This window comes from Thermodesulfatator autotrophicus, assembly GCF_001642325.1.
GTDB lineage: Bacteria > Desulfobacterota > Thermodesulfobacteria > Thermodesulfobacteriales > Thermodesulfatatoraceae > Thermodesulfatator > Thermodesulfatator autotrophicus.
Window position 1 is genome coordinate 13,255 of the sequence record NZ_LSFI01000005.1, and the last position, 19,513, is coordinate 32,767.

At 44.4% G+C, this 19,513-nt stretch carries 18 protein-coding genes; 15 read left to right on the plus strand and 3 right to left on the minus strand.

The features are described from left to right. The first annotated feature begins 38 nt into the window (after positions 1 to 38). The 10 genes from TH606_RS01570 (at position 39) to aroD (ending at position 10,545) form a co-directional block, all read left to right on the plus strand. The gene (locus tag TH606_RS01570; RefSeq protein ID WP_068540947.1) at positions 39 to 1,130 is read left to right on the plus strand and encodes a type IV pilus twitching motility protein PilT; all 1,092 of its coding nucleotides are present in this window, start codon (positions 39 to 41) and stop codon (positions 1,128 to 1,130) included. After that, positions 1,127 to 2,302, plus strand: a complete 1,176-nt coding sequence (locus TH606_RS01575; RefSeq protein ID WP_068540948.1) for a type IV pilus twitching motility protein PilT — start codon at positions 1,127 to 1,129, stop codon at positions 2,300 to 2,302. The genes TH606_RS01570 and TH606_RS01575 overlap by 4 nt, the downstream gene beginning before the upstream one ends. Then, a complete protein-coding gene (locus tag TH606_RS01580) occupies positions 2,299 to 2,904 on the plus strand; it encodes a hypothetical protein (protein WP_197460481.1) in 606 nt (201 codons plus the stop codon). The genes TH606_RS01575 and TH606_RS01580 overlap by 4 nt, the downstream gene beginning before the upstream one ends. Before the next feature lie 62 nt (positions 2,905 to 2,966). Further along, entirely contained in the window at positions 2,967 to 3,845 is an 879-nt protein-coding gene (gene galU, locus TH606_RS01585; RefSeq protein ID WP_068540950.1) for a UTP--glucose-1-phosphate uridylyltransferase GalU, read from the plus strand. Positions 3,846 to 4,140: 295 nt separating this feature from the next. Then, positions 4,141 to 5,964 carry a replication restart helicase PriA gene (priA, locus tag TH606_RS01590; RefSeq protein ID WP_068540951.1) on the plus strand — a complete coding sequence of 608 codons (1,824 nt, stop codon included), beginning with the start codon at positions 4,141 to 4,143 and terminating at the stop codon, positions 5,962 to 5,964. An 85-nt stretch (positions 5,965 to 6,049) separates the two neighbouring features. Then, positions 6,050 to 7,705 (plus strand): AAA family ATPase, encoded by a 1,656-nt coding sequence (locus TH606_RS01595; protein ID WP_068540996.1) that lies wholly within the window; start codon positions 6,050 to 6,052, stop codon positions 7,703 to 7,705. After that, positions 7,702 to 8,085, plus strand: coding sequence for a response regulator (locus TH606_RS01600; RefSeq protein ID WP_068540952.1), 384 nt, complete (start codon positions 7,702 to 7,704; stop codon positions 8,083 to 8,085). The genes TH606_RS01595 and TH606_RS01600 overlap by 4 nt, the downstream gene beginning before the upstream one ends. Further along, positions 8,069 to 9,253, plus strand: a complete 1,185-nt coding sequence (ahbC, locus tag TH606_RS01605; protein ID WP_068540953.1) for a 12,18-didecarboxysiroheme deacetylase — start codon at positions 8,069 to 8,071, stop codon at positions 9,251 to 9,253. Before TH606_RS01600 ends, ahbC begins: the two co-directional genes overlap by 17 nt. Before the next feature lie 12 nt (positions 9,254 to 9,265). Then, positions 9,266 to 9,871: an IMP cyclohydrolase gene (locus TH606_RS01610; RefSeq protein WP_068540954.1), complete on the plus strand. Its 606-nt coding sequence runs from the start codon at positions 9,266 to 9,268 to the stop codon at positions 9,869 to 9,871. Then, positions 9,871 to 10,545 carry a type I 3-dehydroquinate dehydratase gene (gene aroD, locus TH606_RS01615; RefSeq protein ID WP_068540955.1) on the plus strand — a complete coding sequence of 225 codons (675 nt, stop codon included), beginning with the start codon at positions 9,871 to 9,873 and terminating at the stop codon, positions 10,543 to 10,545. Before TH606_RS01610 ends, aroD begins: the two co-directional genes overlap by 1 nt. On the opposite strand, the gene TH606_RS01620 is transcribed toward aroD, so the two are convergent. Further along, complete coding sequence (locus TH606_RS01620) at positions 10,542 to 12,722, minus strand: vitamin B12-dependent ribonucleotide reductase (RefSeq protein WP_068540956.1); 2,181 nt, start codon at positions 12,720 to 12,722, stop codon at positions 10,542 to 10,544. The genes aroD and TH606_RS01620 overlap by 4 nt on opposite strands. A 95-nt stretch (positions 12,723 to 12,817) precedes the next feature. Here TH606_RS01620 and TH606_RS01625 point away from each other — a divergent pair, with 95 nt between their 5' ends. The 5 genes from TH606_RS01625 (at position 12,818) to TH606_RS01645 (ending at position 17,134) form a co-directional block, all read left to right on the plus strand. Further along, positions 12,818 to 13,117 carry a hypothetical protein gene (locus tag TH606_RS01625; protein WP_068540957.1) on the plus strand — a complete coding sequence of 100 codons (300 nt, stop codon included), beginning with the start codon at positions 12,818 to 12,820 and terminating at the stop codon, positions 13,115 to 13,117. 76 nt (positions 13,118 to 13,193) lie between these two features. Continuing rightward, the gene (locus TH606_RS01630) at positions 13,194 to 13,679 is read left to right on the plus strand and encodes a Fur family transcriptional regulator (protein ID WP_082863457.1); all 486 of its coding nucleotides are present in this window, start codon (positions 13,194 to 13,196) and stop codon (positions 13,677 to 13,679) included. Positions 13,680 to 13,687: 8 nt separating this feature from the next. Next, complete coding sequence (locus TH606_RS01635) at positions 13,688 to 13,927, plus strand: FeoA family protein (RefSeq protein ID WP_068540958.1); 240 nt, start codon at positions 13,688 to 13,690, stop codon at positions 13,925 to 13,927. Positions 13,928 to 13,988: 61 nt separating this feature from the next. Continuing rightward, a complete protein-coding gene (gene acs, locus TH606_RS01640) occupies positions 13,989 to 16,082 on the plus strand; it encodes an acetate--CoA ligase alpha subunit (RefSeq protein ID WP_068540959.1) in 2,094 nt (697 codons plus the stop codon). Continuing rightward, complete coding sequence (locus TH606_RS01645; protein WP_068540960.1) at positions 16,079 to 17,134, plus strand: phosphotransacetylase family protein; 1,056 nt, start codon at positions 16,079 to 16,081, stop codon at positions 17,132 to 17,134. Before acs ends, TH606_RS01645 begins: the two co-directional genes overlap by 4 nt. Here the strand turns inward: TH606_RS01645 and acpS are convergent. Together acpS and TH606_RS01655 are read right to left on the minus strand one after the other, a co-directional pair. Next, entirely contained in the window at positions 17,131 to 17,505 is a 375-nt protein-coding gene (acpS, locus tag TH606_RS01650) for a holo-ACP synthase (RefSeq protein ID WP_068540961.1), read from the minus strand. The genes TH606_RS01645 and acpS overlap by 4 nt on opposite strands. 434 nt (positions 17,506 to 17,939) lie before the next feature. Further along, positions 17,940 to 19,505, minus strand: a complete 1,566-nt coding sequence (locus TH606_RS01655) for a sigma 54-interacting transcriptional regulator (RefSeq protein ID WP_068540998.1) — start codon at positions 19,503 to 19,505, stop codon at positions 17,940 to 17,942. Between the last annotated feature and the right edge of the window lie 8 nt (positions 19,506 to 19,513).

The following is a 19,513-nucleotide window of genomic DNA, read 5'->3' on the forward strand; positions in this document are numbered from 1 at the left end:
CGGCTTCTCTCCGATTTTATCTGAAGAAGGAGGGATATATGGCCAAGATTGACGCTTTTCTAAAATTGATGGTTGAAAGTGGGGCTTCAGACCTGCATATGGCCTCAGGTAACCCCCCGCTTATGCGAATTCACGGTGACCTTCAGCGGGTAAAGTACAAGGTTCTTGAAAATGACGAACTAAAAGCCATGCTTTACGAAATTACTCCAGAAGACCGTATCAAAGTTTTTGAAGAAACCGGTGACGTGGATTTTGGGTTTGAGCTGCCAGGGCTTGCTCGTTTTCGTGTGAACATGTTTCAACAGAAAAACGGAGTAGGGGCCGTATTCAGGCTAATTCCTTCTCAGGTAAAAACAGCCGAAGAACTTGGGCTTCCGCCCATTCTTACTAAGCTAGCCATGCTTCCGAAAGGGCTTGTGCTGGTAACCGGGCCTACAGGCTCAGGTAAGTCAACCACGCTGGCAGCCATTATTGACTATGCTAACAAAAACCGCCAGGACCACATCCTGACCATAGAAGACCCCATTGAATTCGTGCACAAGTCTTATGGTTGTCTGGTGAACCAGCGAGAAGTAGGAGTGCACACTAAGAGTTTTGCCTCGGCCCTGCGTTCTGCCCTACGTGAAGACCCGGACATCATCATGGTGGGTGAAATGAGAGACCTTGAGACCATTTCTCTGGCTATTGAAGCGGCTATGACCGGTCATCTGGTGCTGGCTACCCTGCACACTTTGAATGCCCCTAAAACCGTTGACCGTATTATTGAGATTTTTCCGCACGAGCAACAACCTCAGGTTCGTTCAACTCTTGCCGATGCTTTAAGGGCCGTGGTTTCGCAGACCATGTTTAAGCGCATAGATAAACCCGGCCGCGTGGTAGCCTTTGAGATTCTTATAGCCACCCCTGCAGCCAGGAACTTGATTCGTGAAGGCAAGACTTATCAATTGCCTTCGGTTATCCAGACCGGAAAGCGCTTCGGCATGCGAAGCCTTGATGACTCCATCATGGAATTACTCCAAAAAGGCTACATCTCTCCTGAGGAAGCCCTTAACAAGGCGGTGGATAAGGCCCGTTTCTTGCCACTGGTCAAAAACAAAGAACTAAGTGACTTTACCGAGGTGCCCTCATGATAAGGCCAGCGGAACTGGTAGAGCTTATTTCTCGCTTGGCTGAGACCAGGGAAAGAATAAGTGACCTGGTCTTTACCCCTGGGAGGCCACTTCAGGTGGCCGCTGACGGCAAGCTTTTCCCTGTTGAGCTTCCGTCGTTTTCCCTTAATAAACTCACGCCTTTTCAAACCGAAGTTTTAGCCTTAGGCCTTATAGGCAAGCAAAGGCGTCTTTTAAGAGACTTGTTGCGCACCGGTTCGGCAGACTTTTCCTATCACCTGCCAGATGGCACCCGTTTCAGGGTGAACGTTTTTTCTTCCCAGGGGGCCTATTCCATTGTGATGCGTAAGCTGGCCTCAAGGCCACCGCGCATAAAAGACCTAGGCCTTCCTCAGGCCTGTTATAAAATCGCCAAAGAAAAAGCAGGGATTGTGCTGGTAACAGGTGCCACCGGCCAGGGTAAAACCACCACCCTTGCGGCTATTCTTGAGGAGATTAACCATAAGGAGCCTCTTCACATTATAACCCTGGAAGACCCGGTGGAATATGTTCATCCCCCGGTCTTATCTACCTTTAACCAGAGGGAGCTTGGTAGAGATTTTGACACTTTTGCTAACGGTTTACGGGCGGCTCTGCGCCAGGCTCCCCACGTGATTCTCGTTGGTGAAATCCGCGACCGTGATACCATGGAAGTGGCCCTTTCAGCGGCTGAAACCGGCCACCTGGTTTTTTCCACCATGCATACCGTGGGAGCAGGAAATACTATCAACCGCATTCTTGGCTTTTTCAACATAGACGAAGAAAGGCAAGTTCGTATGCGTCTGGCTGATACCGTGCGCTGGATAGTAGGACAAAAGCTTATCCCTAAAAAAGAAGGCGGTCGGGTGGCCATCTTTGATATCCTTTATAACAATATCCGGGCCAAGGAAACTATTATCAAAGGTGAAGACGAAAACAGAACCTTCTACGATATCATGACCAAAGGCTCCCCCTACCACATGCAGACCTTTGACCAGCATCTGCTCTATTTATACGATAAGGGAATAATTAGCGAAGAAGTGGCGCTGGCATATTGTTCAAGAAGAGACGTAGTGGGCCGTGGTATTGATTTGATAAAAACCAAACGCGGTGAAAGGACCAGTGACCTTGAAGAAACCCTTGAGATTGAAATAGAAAACCGGAGGAAATGGTGAGTGAAGTAAAATGCCTTAACTGTGGTAAACGCTTCAGGCTTAAAGGGGAATCTCCCTCAAGTAACTTTTTTTCTGTCCCCTGTCCAGAGTGTGGAGGAACCCTTGAGCCTGTTTCAAGAGACTTGAGAGAAAAAGAAGATGGAGTTGAAGGCATAGAAGAGCCTACCCTTCTCATAGATAAGTCTCTGGCTCTTGTTTTCTGGGACATTACCGAGGAAAAAACTCAACTCCTTAAAGACTTAACGAAAGCGGGCTACGAGGTGCGACTTTTAAAAAAGCCATCTCTTTTGACCCAGTGGCTTCGCTTTGAAACCCCTTCCTTAATAGTTCTGGCCGCTGAAGATAAAGAAAAAATAAGGCCTTATATTGATATTTTAAATTCTTTACCCATGCCTGAAAGACGCCAGATTTTTGTAGTGTGGATAACGAGTAAAGCCCGTACGCTTGACCCTCGTCTGGCCTTTCTGGCCAGTGTAGAAATCGTGGTTAATACCAGTGATATTTCCCGTTTTTCCGATATTTTAGCCCGTGGCCAAAAAATCTGGCGAGATTTTTACTATCCATTTAAACAGGTAGAAGAGGCTCTTGCCAAAGAAATTTAACTTGCTTTTTGCCCGGTTAGGCCTTATTTATCCCATAAAAAAGCAAAGAGGGAGGAGGTTCCATGTCGCACTCTATAAGAAAGGCTGTTCTTCCAGTAGCAGGGCTTGGCACTCGTTTTTTACCGGCCACTAAGGCCATCCCCAAAGAGATGCTAACGGTGGTTGACCGTCCTACCATTCAATATATTGTAGAAGAGGCTGTTAACTCCGGGGTCAAACAAGTCATTCTGGTCACGTCCTCAGGGAAATCCGCCATTGAAAACCACTTTGACTACTCTTATGAGCTAGAATCTTACCTTGAAGCCAAAGGAAAACATAAGCTCCTTGAAGAAGTAAGAAGGGTAACAAGCCTTATTGAAGATATAGTTTCAGTGCGCCAGAAAAAGCCTTTAGGGCTTGGCCACGCGGTTTACGTAACCCGCCATGTGGTTGGGCGTGAGCCCTTTGCCGTTTTATTGGGAGACGATTTAGTTGATGCCCAAATTCCCTGTCTCAAACAGATGATAGAAGTTTTTGAAGAATTTAAAGGCCCGGTAATTGCTGTCCAGCGGGTCCCCAGAGAAGAAATATCTCGCTACGGTATAGTGGCTGGTGAAAAGGTAGGAGACGGGGTCATCAGGGTGCGAGAGATGAAGGAAAAACCTGCCCCTGGAGAGATAGATTCAGACCTTGCCATTATTGGCCGCTACATCCTGATACCTGAGATTTACGACTACCTAGCCAGGACCAAGCCAGGTGTCGGCGGTGAAATTCAGTTAACTGACGCCCTTTCCGCCTTAAAAGACGACCATCCTGTTTACGCTTATGAATTTGAAGGCACCCGCTATGATGCTGGAGATAAATTTGGCTTTATGCAAGCGGTAATTACTTTTGCCTTAAAACATCCTGAAATAGGAGAAAAGGTAAAACAATTTTTAAAAGAAAAAATAAAAGAAATTTAGACTTTTGCCCTGTATCGCTGTGAGCACAAAATAAATACCAAAGTGGGCAAACGTTGCGGGGTTTCTTCCTGTGATGTTATTAAAATTTTAACATGTCATTGTATGGTTTTTACGAGTGGAGTAATCTCTTATGAGACTGCTTCGCTCCGCTCGCAGTGACAGGGAGAGGAGTCATTGCGAGGCCCTGCAGGGGCCGAAGCAATCTCAACCCGATTTACTGAAGTTACTTCTCGCTGACAAATTAGTAGGCGGGTCTTTTTGTTAAATCTTCCATCTGGATTAAATTTAATTAAGCATGGAGAATCCTCAAAAAAGAAAAGCTGTAGATATAGTATTTCCGTATCGCCTTGAACCTTTAACTTATCTAACATATGAACCTTTAATTCCAGGGACAAGGGTTTTAGTTCCGCTTAAAAATTCTTTAAAGATAGGGTTGGTATGGGCTGAAAGTTCGTATATCCCAGAAAATGTCAGGGAAATAAAAAAAACTATAGATAAAGCCCCGGTCTTGCCTGAAAACTTACTTTCCTTCCTGAAGTGGATGGCAGGCTATTATCTTACCCCTGCTGGTGAAATAATAAAATACGCCCTTCCACCTTCTTTTTTTAGATTACCTAAAAAGAAAAAAGTAGAACCAGTGGAAGAAATAATCCTTCTTAGAGGCAAGAAAGATTACCGGGCTTTTCTCTATTTTTTTGAGAATTTTAATGAGCGTACTCAAAAGCTCAAAGACAGGTTAAAAGAGGCCTTAAAACAGGGAAGTGTAATTTTTTTAGTGCCAGATCGAGAGCTTTTAGATTTTTATGCCCACTTTTTAGCGGAACACAAACCTCATGTTTATCACGGAGATTTAACTCCCAAGAAACGCGAAAAAATCTGGCGCACTCTTTTAAAAGAAGAAAAACAGCTGATAATAGGCACAAGGCTTGCCATTTTTTTGCCTGTGCCTGACCTTTCCCTCCTCGTGGTAGAGGAAGAAGAAAACCTGGCCTACAAGCAGGAAGAGGGTTTTCGGGCCAACTTTAAGGACCTGGCCCTTATGAGGGGTAAGACAGCCGGGGCCAAAGTGCTTCTGGCCTCACCAGCCCCCAGTGTTAAAAGCTTTTACTTTGCTAGGCACAGGCGTTATTCCCTTGAGGCTGGAGAAGCAGTTTTTCCGCGAGTCAAAATTATAGACCTTAAAGAAACCAGAAGCCTATTATCCCAGCCTCTCATTAATGCCGTAAGACAGGCTTTAGCCAAAAAGAAACAGGTCCTTCTCTTCTTAAATCGCTTGGGGTATTCGCCACACCTGATTTGTGACACCTGTGGACATTTTTTTTCCTGCCCCCGTTGCCGAACTGCTCTTCGTTTTCACAAAAGGGAAGGGTACCTCAAGTGTCCTATTTGTACTTTTCGTGTACAAGGGCCTCCCCTTTGCCCTGAATGTGGGAGTGAAACGGTAAGGCCTTTAGGTATGGGGACGGAACGTTTAGAAGAAATATGCGAACGCTTTTTTAAAGGAGCCCGTATTGCCCGTTTTGAAAGCCACACTAAAGAAAGCCCTCCCGTGGAAAAAATAGATATCCTTATTGCCACGGCTCGAGTAAAACGTTTTTCACCTCTTCCAAACCTTGGTTGCGTGGCTGTAATCATGGCAGACCAACTTTTAACGTATCCCAGTTATCTGGCAGCTGAAGAAGCTTATCAACTGCTTAAAAAATTAGCCATAATTGATGATAATAGCGAAGAAAAATTGTTTTTAGTGCAAACATTTAGGCCTACTCATCATGTCTTTGAGGGATTAAAAAGTGGCTATGAAAATTTTTTCCAGAAAGAGCTTGAGTTTAGATATTTACAGAAGTTTCCTCCTTTTGGCCGCCTGGTTGAAATAATTCTGGTTGGTAGGGACGAGCCTGTAAAGCAGGCCTTGGGATTGACTGAAGGCCTTTTAGAAAGGCATGGCATATCCTTTTGGGGACCTCTTGAGAGGCACCCGCGTGGAAAAGCAAGGGCTTCTTATCTTGTTCAGACAGAAGATTTAGATCTTTTAAGAGAAAAACTGGGTATTATTAAAGCCGAGCTTGAAAATTCATTTAAACATAGACTAAGAATTGTGATAGACATGAATCCTATATAACCACTAATCTTTTCTTGCCAAGTGGCCAGGCAAAAAGTATCATGCAAGATTATAAAAACGAGCAAAATTTATTATGGGAGAAAAAATGGTAGTTCCCAGATTTGGTACCCAACAGACTCGTTCAAGGGGAGGGGCTCCGCCCCAACAGGCCTTGATTAATTTTGATTTAACCCCTGAGGATCTTGAGAGTTATCTTGACGAATACGTTATTGGCCAGCGTGAAGCCAAAGCGGTTCTATCCACCAAAATTTGCACCCATTTCCGCCGTGTGCGTTACATGTTAGAGCGCGGTGGCCGTTTCCAGGATGCCGGTTTTGTAAAAAATAACGTCATCATGATTGGGCCTACTGGAGTGGGAAAAACTTACATGGTGAAGCTCCTTGCCCAAAAACTGGGGGTTCCCTTTGTAAAAGGAGATGCCACCAAATTTAGTGAAACCGGCTATGTAGGTGGCGATGTTGAAGACTTGATTAGAGATCTGGTTCACGAAGCAGATGGTGATATTGAGCGAGCTCAATTTGGTATCGTTTACCTGGATGAAATAGACAAAATCGCCTCTTCGGGTAATTTGATAGGGCCTGATGTTTCCCGCACCGGTGTTCAGCGTGCCCTTTTAAAGCCTCTTGAAGAGACAGAAGTTGACTTAAGAGTCCCTCATGACCCAATTAGCCAGCTTGAGGCCCTTGAGCACTACAGGCGTACTGGCCAGAAAAAACGCCGCACCATCAATACCCGTTACGTGCTTTTCGTGGTTTCCGGGGCTTTCAGCGGCCTTGAAGAAATAATTAAAAAACGCCTCCATAAACAGGGCCTAGGTTTTATGGCTGAAGTTTCTTCTAAAAATGAGGCAGATGTTAATTACCTGCGCTTTGTAAAAACTGAAGACCTTATTGAATATGGATTTGAGTCAGAATTTGTGGGAAGGCTTCCGGTAATAACTGTTTTTGATCCGCTAACTGTAGATGAACTTTACGAAATACTTTGTAATCCCAATAGCTCGGTAATTGTTAATAAAAAAAGAGACTTCCGGGCTTATGGTATAAACCTTGTTTTTGAAGACGAAGCCCTAAAACTTCTGGCTATACAGGCTGAAAAAGAAAAGACCGGGGCCAGGGCTTTGGTGAGGGTAATAGAGCGAGCCCTCATTCCTTTTGAAAAAAGATTACCTTCTTTAAGGGTTCGTTTTCTGGTGGTTACCAAAGAGTTGATAGAAGACCCTCAAGGGATGCTGGCTACCTTTGAAGCCAACCCTCATGATCCTTCTTGGGAAGCACGTTACCAGAAGGCACTTGAAGAGGAGACCAAGCGCATCAAAAAATTTATCAAAGAACGCCAGAAAAAATTATGGCGTGGCAAGGGAATCAAGCTTACCCCTGAGCGCATGGAACTGGCCATAGCCCTTCACCGCCGCGATGATTTTGACCTTCATCAGGCCCTTGAAGAACTTTTTATTTTGATGCGCCAGGTCAAAAACTACGAGCGCAGTTTTGAAAGGCGCACGGGCTTTAAAGTGGCCTTTTCTGATGAAGCTATGGACTTGATACTTAAACATATCATTGAGATGGACCAGGGAGTTTACGCCTATTGCGACCGGATTTTAAATCTCCTGGAATATGGTTTAAGGCTGGTGAATGAGCGTACCGGGCAAACCCTCTTCACTATTCCTAAAGAAGCCATAGAGCAGCCTGACCAGTATTTAAACAGCCTCATTAGGCATACTTATTCTGGTAAAAAGTCATGAAAAGAAAAGTTCTTTTAGGTTTGGCAGAAGCTCTTGCTCTTGATTTTGAAAAAATATTAGCCGAGGAAGGATTAAAAGTCATTAAAGCTGGCACTGGCCAGGAGCTGCTTGATTTAGCCCATGAAGAAAGGCCAGACCTCATTATTCTTGAAAAAAAACTTCCGGTTCTTGATGGCCTTTCTGCACTTTTACTTTTAAAGAACGACGCTGATACACAGGATATCCCGGTGATAGTGGTGTGTGAATGTCGTGAGAAACAGGAAGAGGAAGCCTCTGATGCCGGTTGCGATGCCTTTCTTACACGGCCTTTAAATCGTGATAAAATAAAAGAAATTCTAAATAAATTTTATGAGGTGAAGCAAGGTGATAGGAATATCTAAACTTTATTGTGGAACGGTTGAAGCCTCTGACCCGTTACGTTATGGCCGAAGGGCCAAAGATTTGCCCTCCCACTTGCTCCAATTTTCTAAAGATAAAAAGCCGGTAGTAGTGTGGAATGTTACTAAACGTTGTAATTTACGTTGTATTCACTGTTATGCCCATGCTACCGCTAAAGCAGACCCAGACGAACTTACCACCAAAGAAGGAATGGCGTTAATTGAAGACCTGGCCAGGTTTGGCTCTCCAGTGATGCTTTTTTCAGGTGGTGAGCCCCTTATGCGGGAAGACATCTTAGATTTGATTCACAAAGCCGTCTCTCTGGGAATGAGAGCGGTTATTTCTACAAACGGTGTTCTTATAGACAGGCCCCTTGCCCGGGAATTAAAAAAGCTTGGTTTATCTTACGTGGGAATAAGCATTGACGGCCTAGAAGAAGTTCACGATAAGTTCAGAGGAGTCAAGGGAGCCTTTGCCAAGGCCATGGAAGCGGTAGAAAACTGCCAGGCTGAAGGCATAAAAGTGGGCTTGCGTTTTACCATAAATCGGCTTAACGCTCAGGAAATTCCTAAAGTATTTGACCTGGTTGAAGAGAGGAAAATTCCGCGTATATGTTTTTATCACCTGGTTTACGCTGGCCGTGGTACTAAACTCATGGAGGAGGACTTAAACCACGAAGAGACCCGCTACTGGGTAGATTACATCATTGACCGCACCAAAGAACTACACGACAAAGGCCATAAGGTAGAGGTATTGACCGTAGATAACCACGCTGATGGGCCTTATCTCTATTTACGCATGAAGCGCGAGGGGAACCCCCGGGCTGAAGAAGTTCTTGAGTTACTGCGCATGAACGGAGGCAATAACTCAGGCGTGGGGATTGGCTGTGTATCCTGGGATGGCTCTGTTCATGCAGACCAGTTCTGGCGCCATTATTCCTTTGGCAATGTGCGTGAGCGCCCCTTTAGCGAAATATGGATGGACACCAGTGACCCTCTTATGGCCAAGCTTAAAGAAAAGTGGAAGCACGTTAAAGGGCGCTGTGCCAGGTGTCGTTTTCTGGATTGTTGTGCCGGGAACTTCAGGGTAAGGGCTGAGGCGGCCACTGGCGACCTCTGGGCCCCTGACCCGGCCTGTTATCTTACTGACGAAGAAATAGGCATTGCCTAAAAAGGAGGAGTTATGGCCCCGATAAAAAGAGCCCTTATAAGTGTTACTGATAAAACAGGGGTAACTGACTTTGCCAAGGCCCTTCATGAGTTAGGGGTAGAAATCATTTCTACAGGTGGAACCGCAAGGGTGATAAGAGAGGCCGGTGTTCCGGTAATTGATGTCTCTGAGGTTACTGGTTTCCCTGAAATGCTTGACGGCCGGGTAAAAACTCTTCATCCCAAGATTCACGGTGGCATCCTGGCCATACGCTCTAATGCTCAACACATGCGCCAGTTAGAAGAGCAGGGTATAGAACCTATTGATCTGGTAGTGGTAAATCTTTACGCCTTTGAAAAAACCGTGGCCTCAGGGGCAAGCCTTGAAGAGGCCATTGAAAACATAGATATTGGTGGCCCCACTCTTTTAAGGGCTTCGGCTAAAAACTTCCGCGATGTTACCGTGGTGGTGGACCCGGCTGACTACGAACACGTGCTTAAAGAAATGCGGGAAAACAACGGTGAGACCACTCTTAAAACCAGGTTTGAACTGGCGCGCAAAGTCTTTGAAACCACCAGCAAGTATGATACCGCCATTGCCAATTATCTAAAAACTATTGCCCCGGCTTCTTTATCCTGATGATTTGTATCTCTCTGGTAGAAAGCAACCGGGATAAGGCCTTTGAGGCTTTGTCCCGGGCGCAAACATTGGCTGATTTAATAGAAATACGCCTGGACGCCTTTGTTTCCCCTGAAATAGACTTTTTTTTAAAAAGAGCAAGTAAGCCTCTTCTTTTTACCTATCGGGCTAAAGCCGAAGGTGGGCTTAAGGAAAGTCCTTTAGAAGAACGTTTAGATCACTTAAAAAAAGCAGCTGAAAAAGGGGCCTTTGCCGTTGACTTAGAATTATCCGCCGGGCACAAAGCTGTTGGTGAATTAAAAAACTCCTGTCAAAATACCAGGCTTTTACTTTCTTTTCATGATTTTAAGGGCACTCCTTCCCTGGAAGAATTGAAAGAAATTATCAGGCAGATGAAAGAAACTGGCGGCGACATTGGAAAGATTGTAACTTATGCCCACAAACCTGAAGAAGCACTGGTTCCCTTGTCTTTAATCCCCTGGGCCAGAAAAGAATTATCTTTTCCCCTTATAGCCTTTGCCATGGGAGAGGCTGGTCGTTTTTCCAGAGCTGTATGCCTCATTTTAGGTGCTCCTTGGACTTATGCCGCTTTACCTGATGCGGAGAAGGCTGCCCCTGGCCAGCTTGAGGCTGATACCTTGCGTTTTATCTTTGAAAAACTCAAAGTCTCTTAATCACACTTAGAAAAGCCACAACTGCGGCAGAGGAGACAGCCTGATTCCACCTCAAGGGGTCCGCCACAATCAGGGCAGGGGCCAAAGTTTCTCTCTTCATCAGGCTTGATTTCGTAATTTATGGCCTCTGCCAGCACTTTGGCAATGGCATCCGGGCAGGAAAGAATTGGACGGCCTTCTTCCCAGGTAGGAGATGGACAACGAATCCCGGCCAGCTGCTTGATGATAGACTCTGGCGCCACCCCTGAACGAAGGGCAAGAGAAATAAGCCTGCTGACAGCTTCTATCTGGCAGGAGGCACAGCCTCCGGCCTTGCCCATAGTGGCAAACACCTCGCATAGGCCTTTGTCATCCCAATTTACTGTTACATAAAGATGGCCGCAGCCAGTGCTAATGCGACGGGTAAATCCACGGGTAACCTTAGGCCTGGGCCGTGGGGTCATGCCTTCGCGCTTTAATTCCAGGACCTGCCTTGGACGACTACCGTAGCGGTAAACAGTAACTCCCTTAAGCCCCAGCTCATAAGCCAGCATATAAACTTTGCGGACATCCTCTTTGGTGGCGCTTTCTGGAAAATTGATAGTTTTGGAAACGGCGTTGTGTACGTGACGCTGAAAAGCGGCCTGTATTTTTAAGTGTTCTTCTGGCGTGATGTCAAAGGCTGTAACAAAAAGCCTTTTCAAGTCTTCTGGTATTTCTTCTACTTTTTGAATGCTTCCCTGCCTTAAAGTCTTGTTAAGTATTTCTTTTATTTTTTCCGCTGAAAAGCCTTTTTCTTTTAAGGCCTGCAAGAAAAGAGGATGAAGTTCTTTTAACTCTGTCCCGTCAAGAACACGGCGGGTGTAGGCCACGGCAAAAAGGGGCTCAATCCCAGAAGAACAGCCGGCAATGATAGAAATAGACCCCGTTGGGGCAATAGTGGTAGTGGTGGCGTTTCGCATAAACGGTGTATCTGGGCTATTCCAGATACTCCTTTTGTAGGCAGGGAAGTTCCCGCGCACCCTGGCCAGCTCAGCGCTCTTTTTTACCGACTCTCTGGTGATAAAAGCCATAATCTCTTCGGCTATATCTATCGCTTTATCTGAATTATATGGGATGCCAAGTTTTATCAGCATATCGGCAAAACCCATGACGCCAAGGCCAATTTTCCTGGTCTTTTTGGTCATTTCTTCTATCTGGGGAATGGGAAAACGGTTTACGTCAATAACATTGTCCAGAAAGTGCACGGCCAGATGTACCGTTTCTTTGAGTTTATCCCAGTCAACAAAATTATCTTTTACGAAAAGAGAAAGGTTGATAGAGCCGAGGTTACAGGACTCAAAGGGAAGAAGTGGCTGTTCCCCGCAGGGATTGGTGGCTTCTATTTGCCCCAGGTGAGGAGTAGGGTTTTTGGCGTTTATGGTATCAATGAAGATTACGCCAGGGTCTCCTCTAAACCAGGCGTTTTCCACCAGCAGGTCAAAAAGTTCTTCGGCTGAAACCTGGCGGACTACTTTACCGTTTCTGGGGTTTATTAGGGCAAAAGACTCTTTGTTTTTGAGGGCTTTCATAAAGTCATCAGTTATGGCCACTGAGATGTTAAAGTTGGTGAGTTTGGTAAGGTCTCGTTTCACGGTGATAAATTCTTCTATATCCGGGTGGTCTATGCGCAAAATGCCCATGTTGGCTCCGCGGCGGGTGCCTCCCTGTTTTATAGCTTCGGTGGCGGCGTCATATACCAGCATGAAAGAAACAGGCCCGCTAGAGACCCCGTGAGTGGAGCGAACTATATCTCCTTTGGGACGCAGGCGGGAAAAGGAAAAACCAGTGCCACCCCCAGATTGATGAATTAGGGCAGTATATTTCAGGGTCTCAAAAATAGAGACCAGGGAATCTTCTACGGGAAGGACAAAACAGGCAGAGAGTTGACCAAGCTCACGACCAGCGTTCATAAGGGTAGGGGAGTTGGGAAGAAAAGAAAGGCTTGTCATTAGTTGATAGAATTTTTCTTCGGTTTCTTTAATATCGGCTTGCGGGTTATAAATCAAATCAGCTGCGGCTATGGTACGGGCCACACGTCTGAACATTTCTTCAGGGGTTTCTACAGGGTTTCCTTTTTCGTCTCGTTTGAGATAGCGTTTAGCAAGGACAATAAGGGCATTTTCTGTAAGAGGGAGCTTGGTTTCAGGAAGTTCCATTCTTTCTCTCCTCTTTTTTCTAAGTTTTAACGAGACTTGAGCCAAATTACTAGAAAAATTTTAATAAACTGTTTTTGCCTTACGAGAAGTCCGAATTGATCCTATTGGAACATCACGATGGGCCGCGGGCCAGAGAAATGAGCCCAACGGGCCATTACGAAGAGCACGAGGTGCGACGAAGTGACCTACCGGGTTATTACGAGGAGGTCCAAAGGGCTGACGAAGTGGCCCTACCAGGTCATTACGAGGAGCACGAAGTGCGACGAAGTAATCTCCTGGTAGATTGGCCTGAGATTGCTTTGTCCATGGCTTCGCTCGCAAATGGCCGAAAGGAACGCTTAATGATAGTCCACCCAAATTATTATATGTTTTTTCCCGAGTTTTCCGGTTTTTGATTACATAAGCTTTTTACTTGACAAAATAGCTATAAATCTTTTACCTATTGTTAAAGTAAATCAAAAAGAGGTTTTTATGACAAAACAGGCCTTTTCATTTGAAAATAAGAATAAGAACGAAGAGATTTTTTCACCTCTTGAGGTTTTTAAGGAATATATTAGGCGTAAAGGGCTTAGATACACTCCAGAACGTGAAACCATCGTTAGAGAAATATTTTCCCTTAAAGGTCATTTTGACGTAGATGAGCTTTATCTGCGTTTACGCAACAAAGGTGAAAAACTTTCTAAGGCTTCTATTTACCGCACTATTCCCCTTCTTATTGATTGTGGCCTTCTTCAAGAGGTTTACCATGAAGATGGCCATATGCACTATGAGCCGGCTTCCTCCTATCCTCATGGTCACATAAGATGCCTTGAATGTCGAAAAGTGGAAGAATTTGAAGACGACCGCATCAAAGAAATTCAACAAGATATAGTTAAAAAATATGGCTATCGTATTACCAGTGTCCGTTTTGAAATGTTAGGCTATTGTCAGGAATGTCTTAAAAAAGTCCACCTTTAGGAAGGGCAATGTCTGAGGTAAAGCTTGACGACTTACGCACTGGCGAAGAGGGAGAAGTTTTAAAAATTTTAGGGAACGGAGCTTTCCGTATTCGTTTAATGGAACTTGGTTTTGTACCTGGTGCCAAAGTAAAAGTGATTAGATATGCTCCTTTAAAAGATCCTGTAGAATACGAAGTAAAAGGCTATCACATCACTCTTCGCCATGAAGAAGCAGCCAAAATACTGGTAAAAAAATTATCCCACTAATTTTTGCTTGACTGGTCCCTTCAAATTGCCGATCATTAATTAAAACTTTGTGAGGCGTAAATTGCTTGACTTTTTTTTCAAACCACAGGCGATTGCGGTTATCGGGGCATCGCGAGAGCCTGGAAAAGTAGGCCATGATGTCTTAAAAAACCTCCTGGATTATAAGTTTCCTGGGCCTGTTTATCCCGTAAACCCTAAAGCGCAGGAAATTTTAGGTTTAAAGGCTTACCCTTCTATAAATGAACTTCCCCAGGGGGTTGACCTGGCTGTAGTGGCGGTGAGAGCCCCTTTAGTTCCTGAAGTTATTTCTCTTTGTGGGCAAAAGGGCATAAAGGGAGCAGTAGTTCTTTCTTCAGGCTTTAAAGAAACAGGCCGTGAAGGGGCTAAGCTTGAGCTTGAGCTTATTGAAAGCGCTAGAAAACATAAGGTGCGAATTATCGGGCCTAATTGCTTGGGTATTCTTGATACTTACTCGCGTTTAAACGCTACCTTTGCCGCTTTAAAGCCTTTAAAGGGAAAAATTGGTTTCTTTTCCCAATCAGGGGCCTTGTGTCTGGCTGTGCTTGAATGGTCACGGGCGGAAAAAATAGGGCTTTCTCGCTTTGTAAGCTTGGGCAATAAAGCTGATATTTCGGAAATAGAATGTTTGCGCGCTCTTGCTGAAGATCCGCATACTGAAATTATTATGGGCTACCTTGAGGGTATAGAAGACGGACGAGCCTTCACGGAAGTGGCCTCTCAGGTTTCTCGCCAAAAGCCCGTTATAATCTTCAAAAGCGGTATCACCGCTGCTGGAGCAAGGGCGGCTTCCTCGCATACCGGCTCTTTAGCTGGTTCTCAGGAGGCCTTTTTAGCGGCAGTTAAGAGAGCCGGTATCATTCGGGCAGAGACCCTCAGAGAATTTTTTAATCTTGCCCTTTATTTTGCAGGTAATCCCCCCATGGAGGGGCCTTATCTTGGTATCCTTACCAATTCCGGAGGCCCTGGCATTATAGCTGCTGATGCCTGTGAAAAGTCTTCCCTTGAATTACCAACACTTTCAGCCGAGACCATAGAAAAGTTGCGGCAGGTTTTACCTCCTTACGCTTCATTTTATAATCCTGTTGACATTACCGGTGACGCCGATGCTGAACGATATAAAAAGGCCTTATCCCTTCTCCTTGAAGATAAAACTTTAAACGGTTTATTAGTCATTCTTTCGCGCACCGCCACGGTGGACCCAGAAGCTGTGGCAGAAACACTTTCTGATAAAAAGGGCACCAAACCCCTGGTAGCCTGTTTCATAGGGGAAGAAAGCGTTAAAAAGGCAAAAACGAAACTTTTAAAGGCCCATATCCCCCACTTTGAATATCCTGAAGAAGCAGTCAGTGTTTTTGATAAGTCCTGGAGGTATAAATTCTGGCTTAATAAGCCCAGGCCTAAAGCCAAGCGTCTCAAAGTTGATTTTAAAAGGGCAGCAGAAGTTTTGCAGTTGGTGCGTTCAGAAGGCAGGAGATATTTTCTGGACCATGAAGTCAAGCAAATTTTAGAGGCCTACGGCTTTACTTTTCCCAAAACTTTGCTGGCTCGCACCACCGATGAGGCCCTTTTAGCCGCTAAAGTTATTGGCTATCCCGTGGTTTTAAAGCTTGTTTCTCCGCAAGTGCAACATAAAACTGACATTGGCGGTGTTAAGCTTAATATTCAGAACGATGAAGAATTAGTAAAAGCCTTTCAGGAAATGCTTATCAGTGTTCGTAAACGTTTGCCAGGTGTTTCGGTTTTAGGAGTCATAGTTCAGGAGATGGTGTACAAAGGTAAAGAGGTTATTGTGGGCTTTTTGAGGGACCCACAGTTCGGCCCCATAGTGATGTTTGGTTTAGGAGGAATTTACGTAGAAGTAATGAAAGACGTTACTTTTAACTTAGCACCTTTGAGTAAAGAAGAAGCCCTTGAAATGATTAGAGAAATTAAAGCCTACCCGGTTCTAAAAGGCATAAGGGGTGAACCAGAAGTTGATATGAATGCTCTGGCCCGTTCTATAATGGCCATGGGGCAGCTTGTTTCTGATTTCCCTGAGCTTAGTGAGGGAGAAATTAATCCTTTAATAATTGGCCCCAGGGGCTTTAAAACTATAGCTGTTGATGCCCGTTTAAGTTTAGGGGGAGAAAAATGAGTATTATTTACGTTTGTTCAACATCAGGTTTTTCAGGAAAAACTTTGGCCCTTCTGGGGCTTGGTCAATTTCTAAGAAAAGAAAAGCTTGCCTTCTCTTACCGTAAGCCGATAGGTAATCGCCCTGTTTACCAAAACGGCTACATTGTTGATGACGATGCTGCTTTTCTGGCCCAGGTGTTTGAACTTGATATCCCTCTTGATAAGCTTTCAGCCATAATTCTTACGCAAGATACCGTAGTAAAAGGCTTTAAAAGAGAAATTGAACCCCTTATGCCTCAGGTCCTTAATTTTTGTGAGGAGGCCCAAAAAGACGCTGATATTTTATTACTTGGTGGTTACGGAAGCCTTTATTCAGGCAAATTTTTGGGGATTTCAGGGGTTGACCTGGCTAAAAAGCTGAAAGCACATATATGTTTGGTGGTGCGGTATGAAGGGGAGTATGTGGTGGATTACATCCTCCAGGCAGTTCAAGAATTTCCCGGGCAAAAATGCGGCGTAATTTTAAACGACCTACGCGAAGAACATCTTTATAACTACCAGGATCTCGTAAAGCCTTATTTAGAAAAAATGGGTATAGAAATTCTAGGTGAAATTCCTCATCACAATAAGTTAGCGGCTGTTTCAGTGAGGGACTTAAGAGAATATCTCGGGGCTCGTATTTTGGGTTATACTGCGGAAGACCGCCTGGTGGAAAGTTTTCTCATAGGTGGCATGCAGGTGGACAAAGCTATCCAGTATTTTCGTAAACTTTCAAATTTTGGTGTCATTGTAGGTGGAGACCGTTCTGATATTCAACTAGCTGCTATTGAGACCGGAGCCGTATGTCTCATTTTAACCGGAGGGCTTTATCCCAATGAAATAATTTTAGCGCACGCCGAAGAGAAGAAAGTGGCTATTCTGGTGGCTGAAGAAGATACCTATTCAGTGGCCAGACGCGTTGAACGTCTTCCTGCTCAGGCTCGCATACGCCACCCTGAAAAGCTAGCCTGCGCCCTGGAAGTAACAGCCCGTGCTCTCAATTATGAAAAGCTGGCTAAATTTATAGCTTAGCCTTCAATGATAACTATAGCAGTGGCATAAAGCCTTTCGTGAGATAAGGATACATGTAATCTTTTTGCTCCAAGGGTTTTAAATCTTTCTAGCGCCCGGCCATATAATCTCATAAAGGGTTTCCCTGAAGGTTCGTGTAAAAGTTCCATTTCTCGCCAGGATATCCCTCGGAGCCCGGTGCCAAGGGCCTTAGAGCAGGCTTCTTTAGTGGCAAAATAGGCGGCCACGTAAGGAGCTAAATATCTTTTGTGAGAAATGGCTTTTCTTTCTTCTGGGGTGAGAATTCTTTGTAAAAACCTCTCTCCATAAGAGGCTAAAACTTTCTCTATCCTTGGTATTTCCACTAAATCAATTCCCAGGCCTTTAATCATCCGAATATTATAACTTTATATTTTTACGTGTAATAGAAAAATCAATTTTTAGATTTTTACTGCGAACCCGCATGGGTATAAATAAAAGTAGCGAGATTACCTGGGTGTTTTACATCGCCTCGCGGTACTTTGTAATGTAATAAATTTCCTACTTAAATTCTAAACCTTTGCAATACATTTTCTGAGATTGCTTTGCCTGTCCCGAGCGAAGCGAGGGATTCCCTCGCAGTGACAGTTAGGAACATACTCGCCGTAATATTAATGAGAGCGTAAAACAGGTGGCAATTTTTGGGTTGTCATTACGAGCCACTTACCACCCCGTCATTGCGAGCCACGAAGTGGCGAAGCAATCTCTTCCTTAAAGGATAAGGTCTCTTAAATTCGTTGGTTGCATTGCTTATTCTTTTGATACTTGCTGTGCAAGGTAAAAAGGCTCACTTTCCATGATAAGCAGTTTTTGGGGGACGCCCTCTCCTTAAAGGAATTTTTTCTTCAATCCCCAGACACTGGATACGATAACGAAGTTGCCTAAAGGTTAACCCCAGTTCTTTGGCCGCACGAGCTATTATAAAATTATGTCGTTTCAGGACCTCTATTATTTCTTCTTCACTTAATTCCTGCGGAGGAATTTCTAAACTTAAAGAAGATTCCTTTTCTGGTAAAACCTTTTTAAGCAAAGAGCTAATTAATCCTTCAGTTACTGTATCGTTTTCACTGAGGATAAAAAGCCTTTCTAGAAAATTTTCAAGCTCACGCACATTGCCAGGCCAATGGTAACGACTCATTATTTCCATAGCCTTAGGGGTAAGGCGTAAGTTGCGGGCATATTCTTTGGATAAGCGGCGCAAAATAAAATTTATCAGGAGAGGCAAATCTTCTAATCGTTCCCTTAAAGGAGGAATATAAATGGGAAATACGTTTAGCCTGAAAAATAGATCTTCCCGAAATTTCCCTTCTCTTGCTAGGTTTTCTAAGTCCCTGTTGGTAGCTGCAATAATCCTTACATCAACTCTTCTAGTTTTGGTACTACCAAGGCGTTCAAATTCCCGTTCCTGAATAAACCGCAATAGTTTTGCTTGTAATTCCAGAGAAAGTTCAGATATTTCATCAAGGAATACCGTACCTTCGTGAGCCTCTTCAAGTAAGCCGGGTTTGCTTTTTATAGCCCCGGTAAAGGCCCCTTTTTCATAACCAAAAAGCTCGGCCTCAAGGAGATTTTCAGGAAGAGAAGCACAGTTTATCTTAACAAAAGGTTTACCTGCCCTGGGAGAAAGGTCATGGATTAAACGTGCCGTTAAAGTTTTGCCTGTCCCTGATTCACCTTGCAGTAGAACTGTCGCACGGGTTGGAGCAACTTGCCTTACCAGAGTAAGCACCTTTTGCATTTCCGGGCTACGGGAGCTAGCCATAAAATCGCTAAAGCGTTTTTTTAGTTCCGTGCGAAGAAGCAGGTTTTCCTGTTTCAAGTGAATTTCTCGCTTTTCTATATTGCGGCGTAATTGAACAAACTGTGCTACTAATAGAGCTACTATCTCCAGAAAGTTAATATCTTCGTGATAATCAATTCCATCTTCAAAAAGGCGATCTACAGAGAGAACGCCAATAGCTTTATCTTCAAGCATAATGGGTACAGCCAGGAATGAGATTTCTTCACGCTCAAGCTTTCTGGCACCGGTGCGGTTCAAAAATAGAGGTTCCTGTTTAACGTTTAAAACCACACACGGCTCTCCGGTTAAAAACACCTGGCCCGTAATACCCTCTCCAGGGGCATAAACTCCACGGGCCTCTTCTTCAGGGCTAAGGCCATAGGAGGCCCGGATAAATAAACGATCCGCATCCTCATCGTAAAGGGTAATACTAGCCCTTTTCATACGAAGTTTTTCAGCTAAAACATAAAGTATATCTCTTAAGGCATTATCCAGGTCAAAGGCCTTACCTATTATACGACAGGCCTCGTGTAAAACTTCAAGCTTACGGTGTTCTAACGAATTTTTATCCATTTTAACTT

Coding starts and splice junctions, on each gene's coding strand:
- TH606_RS01570 (WP_068540947.1), top strand. CDS start 39: ATGGCCAAGATTGACGCTTTTCTAAAATTGATGGTTGAAAGTGGGGCT.
- TH606_RS01575 (WP_068540948.1), top strand. CDS start 1,127: ATGATAAGGCCAGCGGAACTGGTAGAGCTTATTTCTCGCTTGGCTGAG.
- galU (WP_068540950.1), top strand. CDS start 2,967: ATGTCGCACTCTATAAGAAAGGCTGTTCTTCCAGTAGCAGGGCTTGGC.
- priA (WP_068540951.1), top strand. CDS start 4,141: ATGGAGAATCCTCAAAAAAGAAAAGCTGTAGATATAGTATTTCCGTAT.
- TH606_RS01595 (WP_068540996.1), top strand. CDS start 6,050: ATGGTAGTTCCCAGATTTGGTACCCAACAGACTCGTTCAAGGGGAGGG.
- TH606_RS01600 (WP_068540952.1), top strand. CDS start 7,702: ATGAAAAGAAAAGTTCTTTTAGGTTTGGCAGAAGCTCTTGCTCTTGAT.
- TH606_RS01610 (WP_068540954.1), top strand. CDS start 9,266: ATGGCCCCGATAAAAAGAGCCCTTATAAGTGTTACTGATAAAACAGGG.
- aroD (WP_068540955.1), top strand. CDS start 9,871: ATGATTTGTATCTCTCTGGTAGAAAGCAACCGGGATAAGGCCTTTGAG.
- TH606_RS01620 (WP_068540956.1), bottom strand. CDS start 12,722: ATGGAACTTCCTGAAACCAAGCTCCCTCTTACAGAAAATGCCCTTATT.
- TH606_RS01630 (WP_082863457.1), top strand. CDS start 13,194: ATGACAAAACAGGCCTTTTCATTTGAAAATAAGAATAAGAACGAAGAG.
- TH606_RS01635 (WP_068540958.1), top strand. CDS start 13,688: ATGTCTGAGGTAAAGCTTGACGACTTACGCACTGGCGAAGAGGGAGAA.
- TH606_RS01645 (WP_068540960.1), top strand. CDS start 16,079: ATGAGTATTATTTACGTTTGTTCAACATCAGGTTTTTCAGGAAAAACT.
- acpS (WP_068540961.1), bottom strand. CDS start 17,505: ATGATTAAAGGCCTGGGAATTGATTTAGTGGAAATACCAAGGATAGAG.
- TH606_RS01655 (WP_068540998.1), bottom strand. CDS start 19,505: ATGGATAAAAATTCGTTAGAACACCGTAAGCTTGAAGTTTTACACGAG.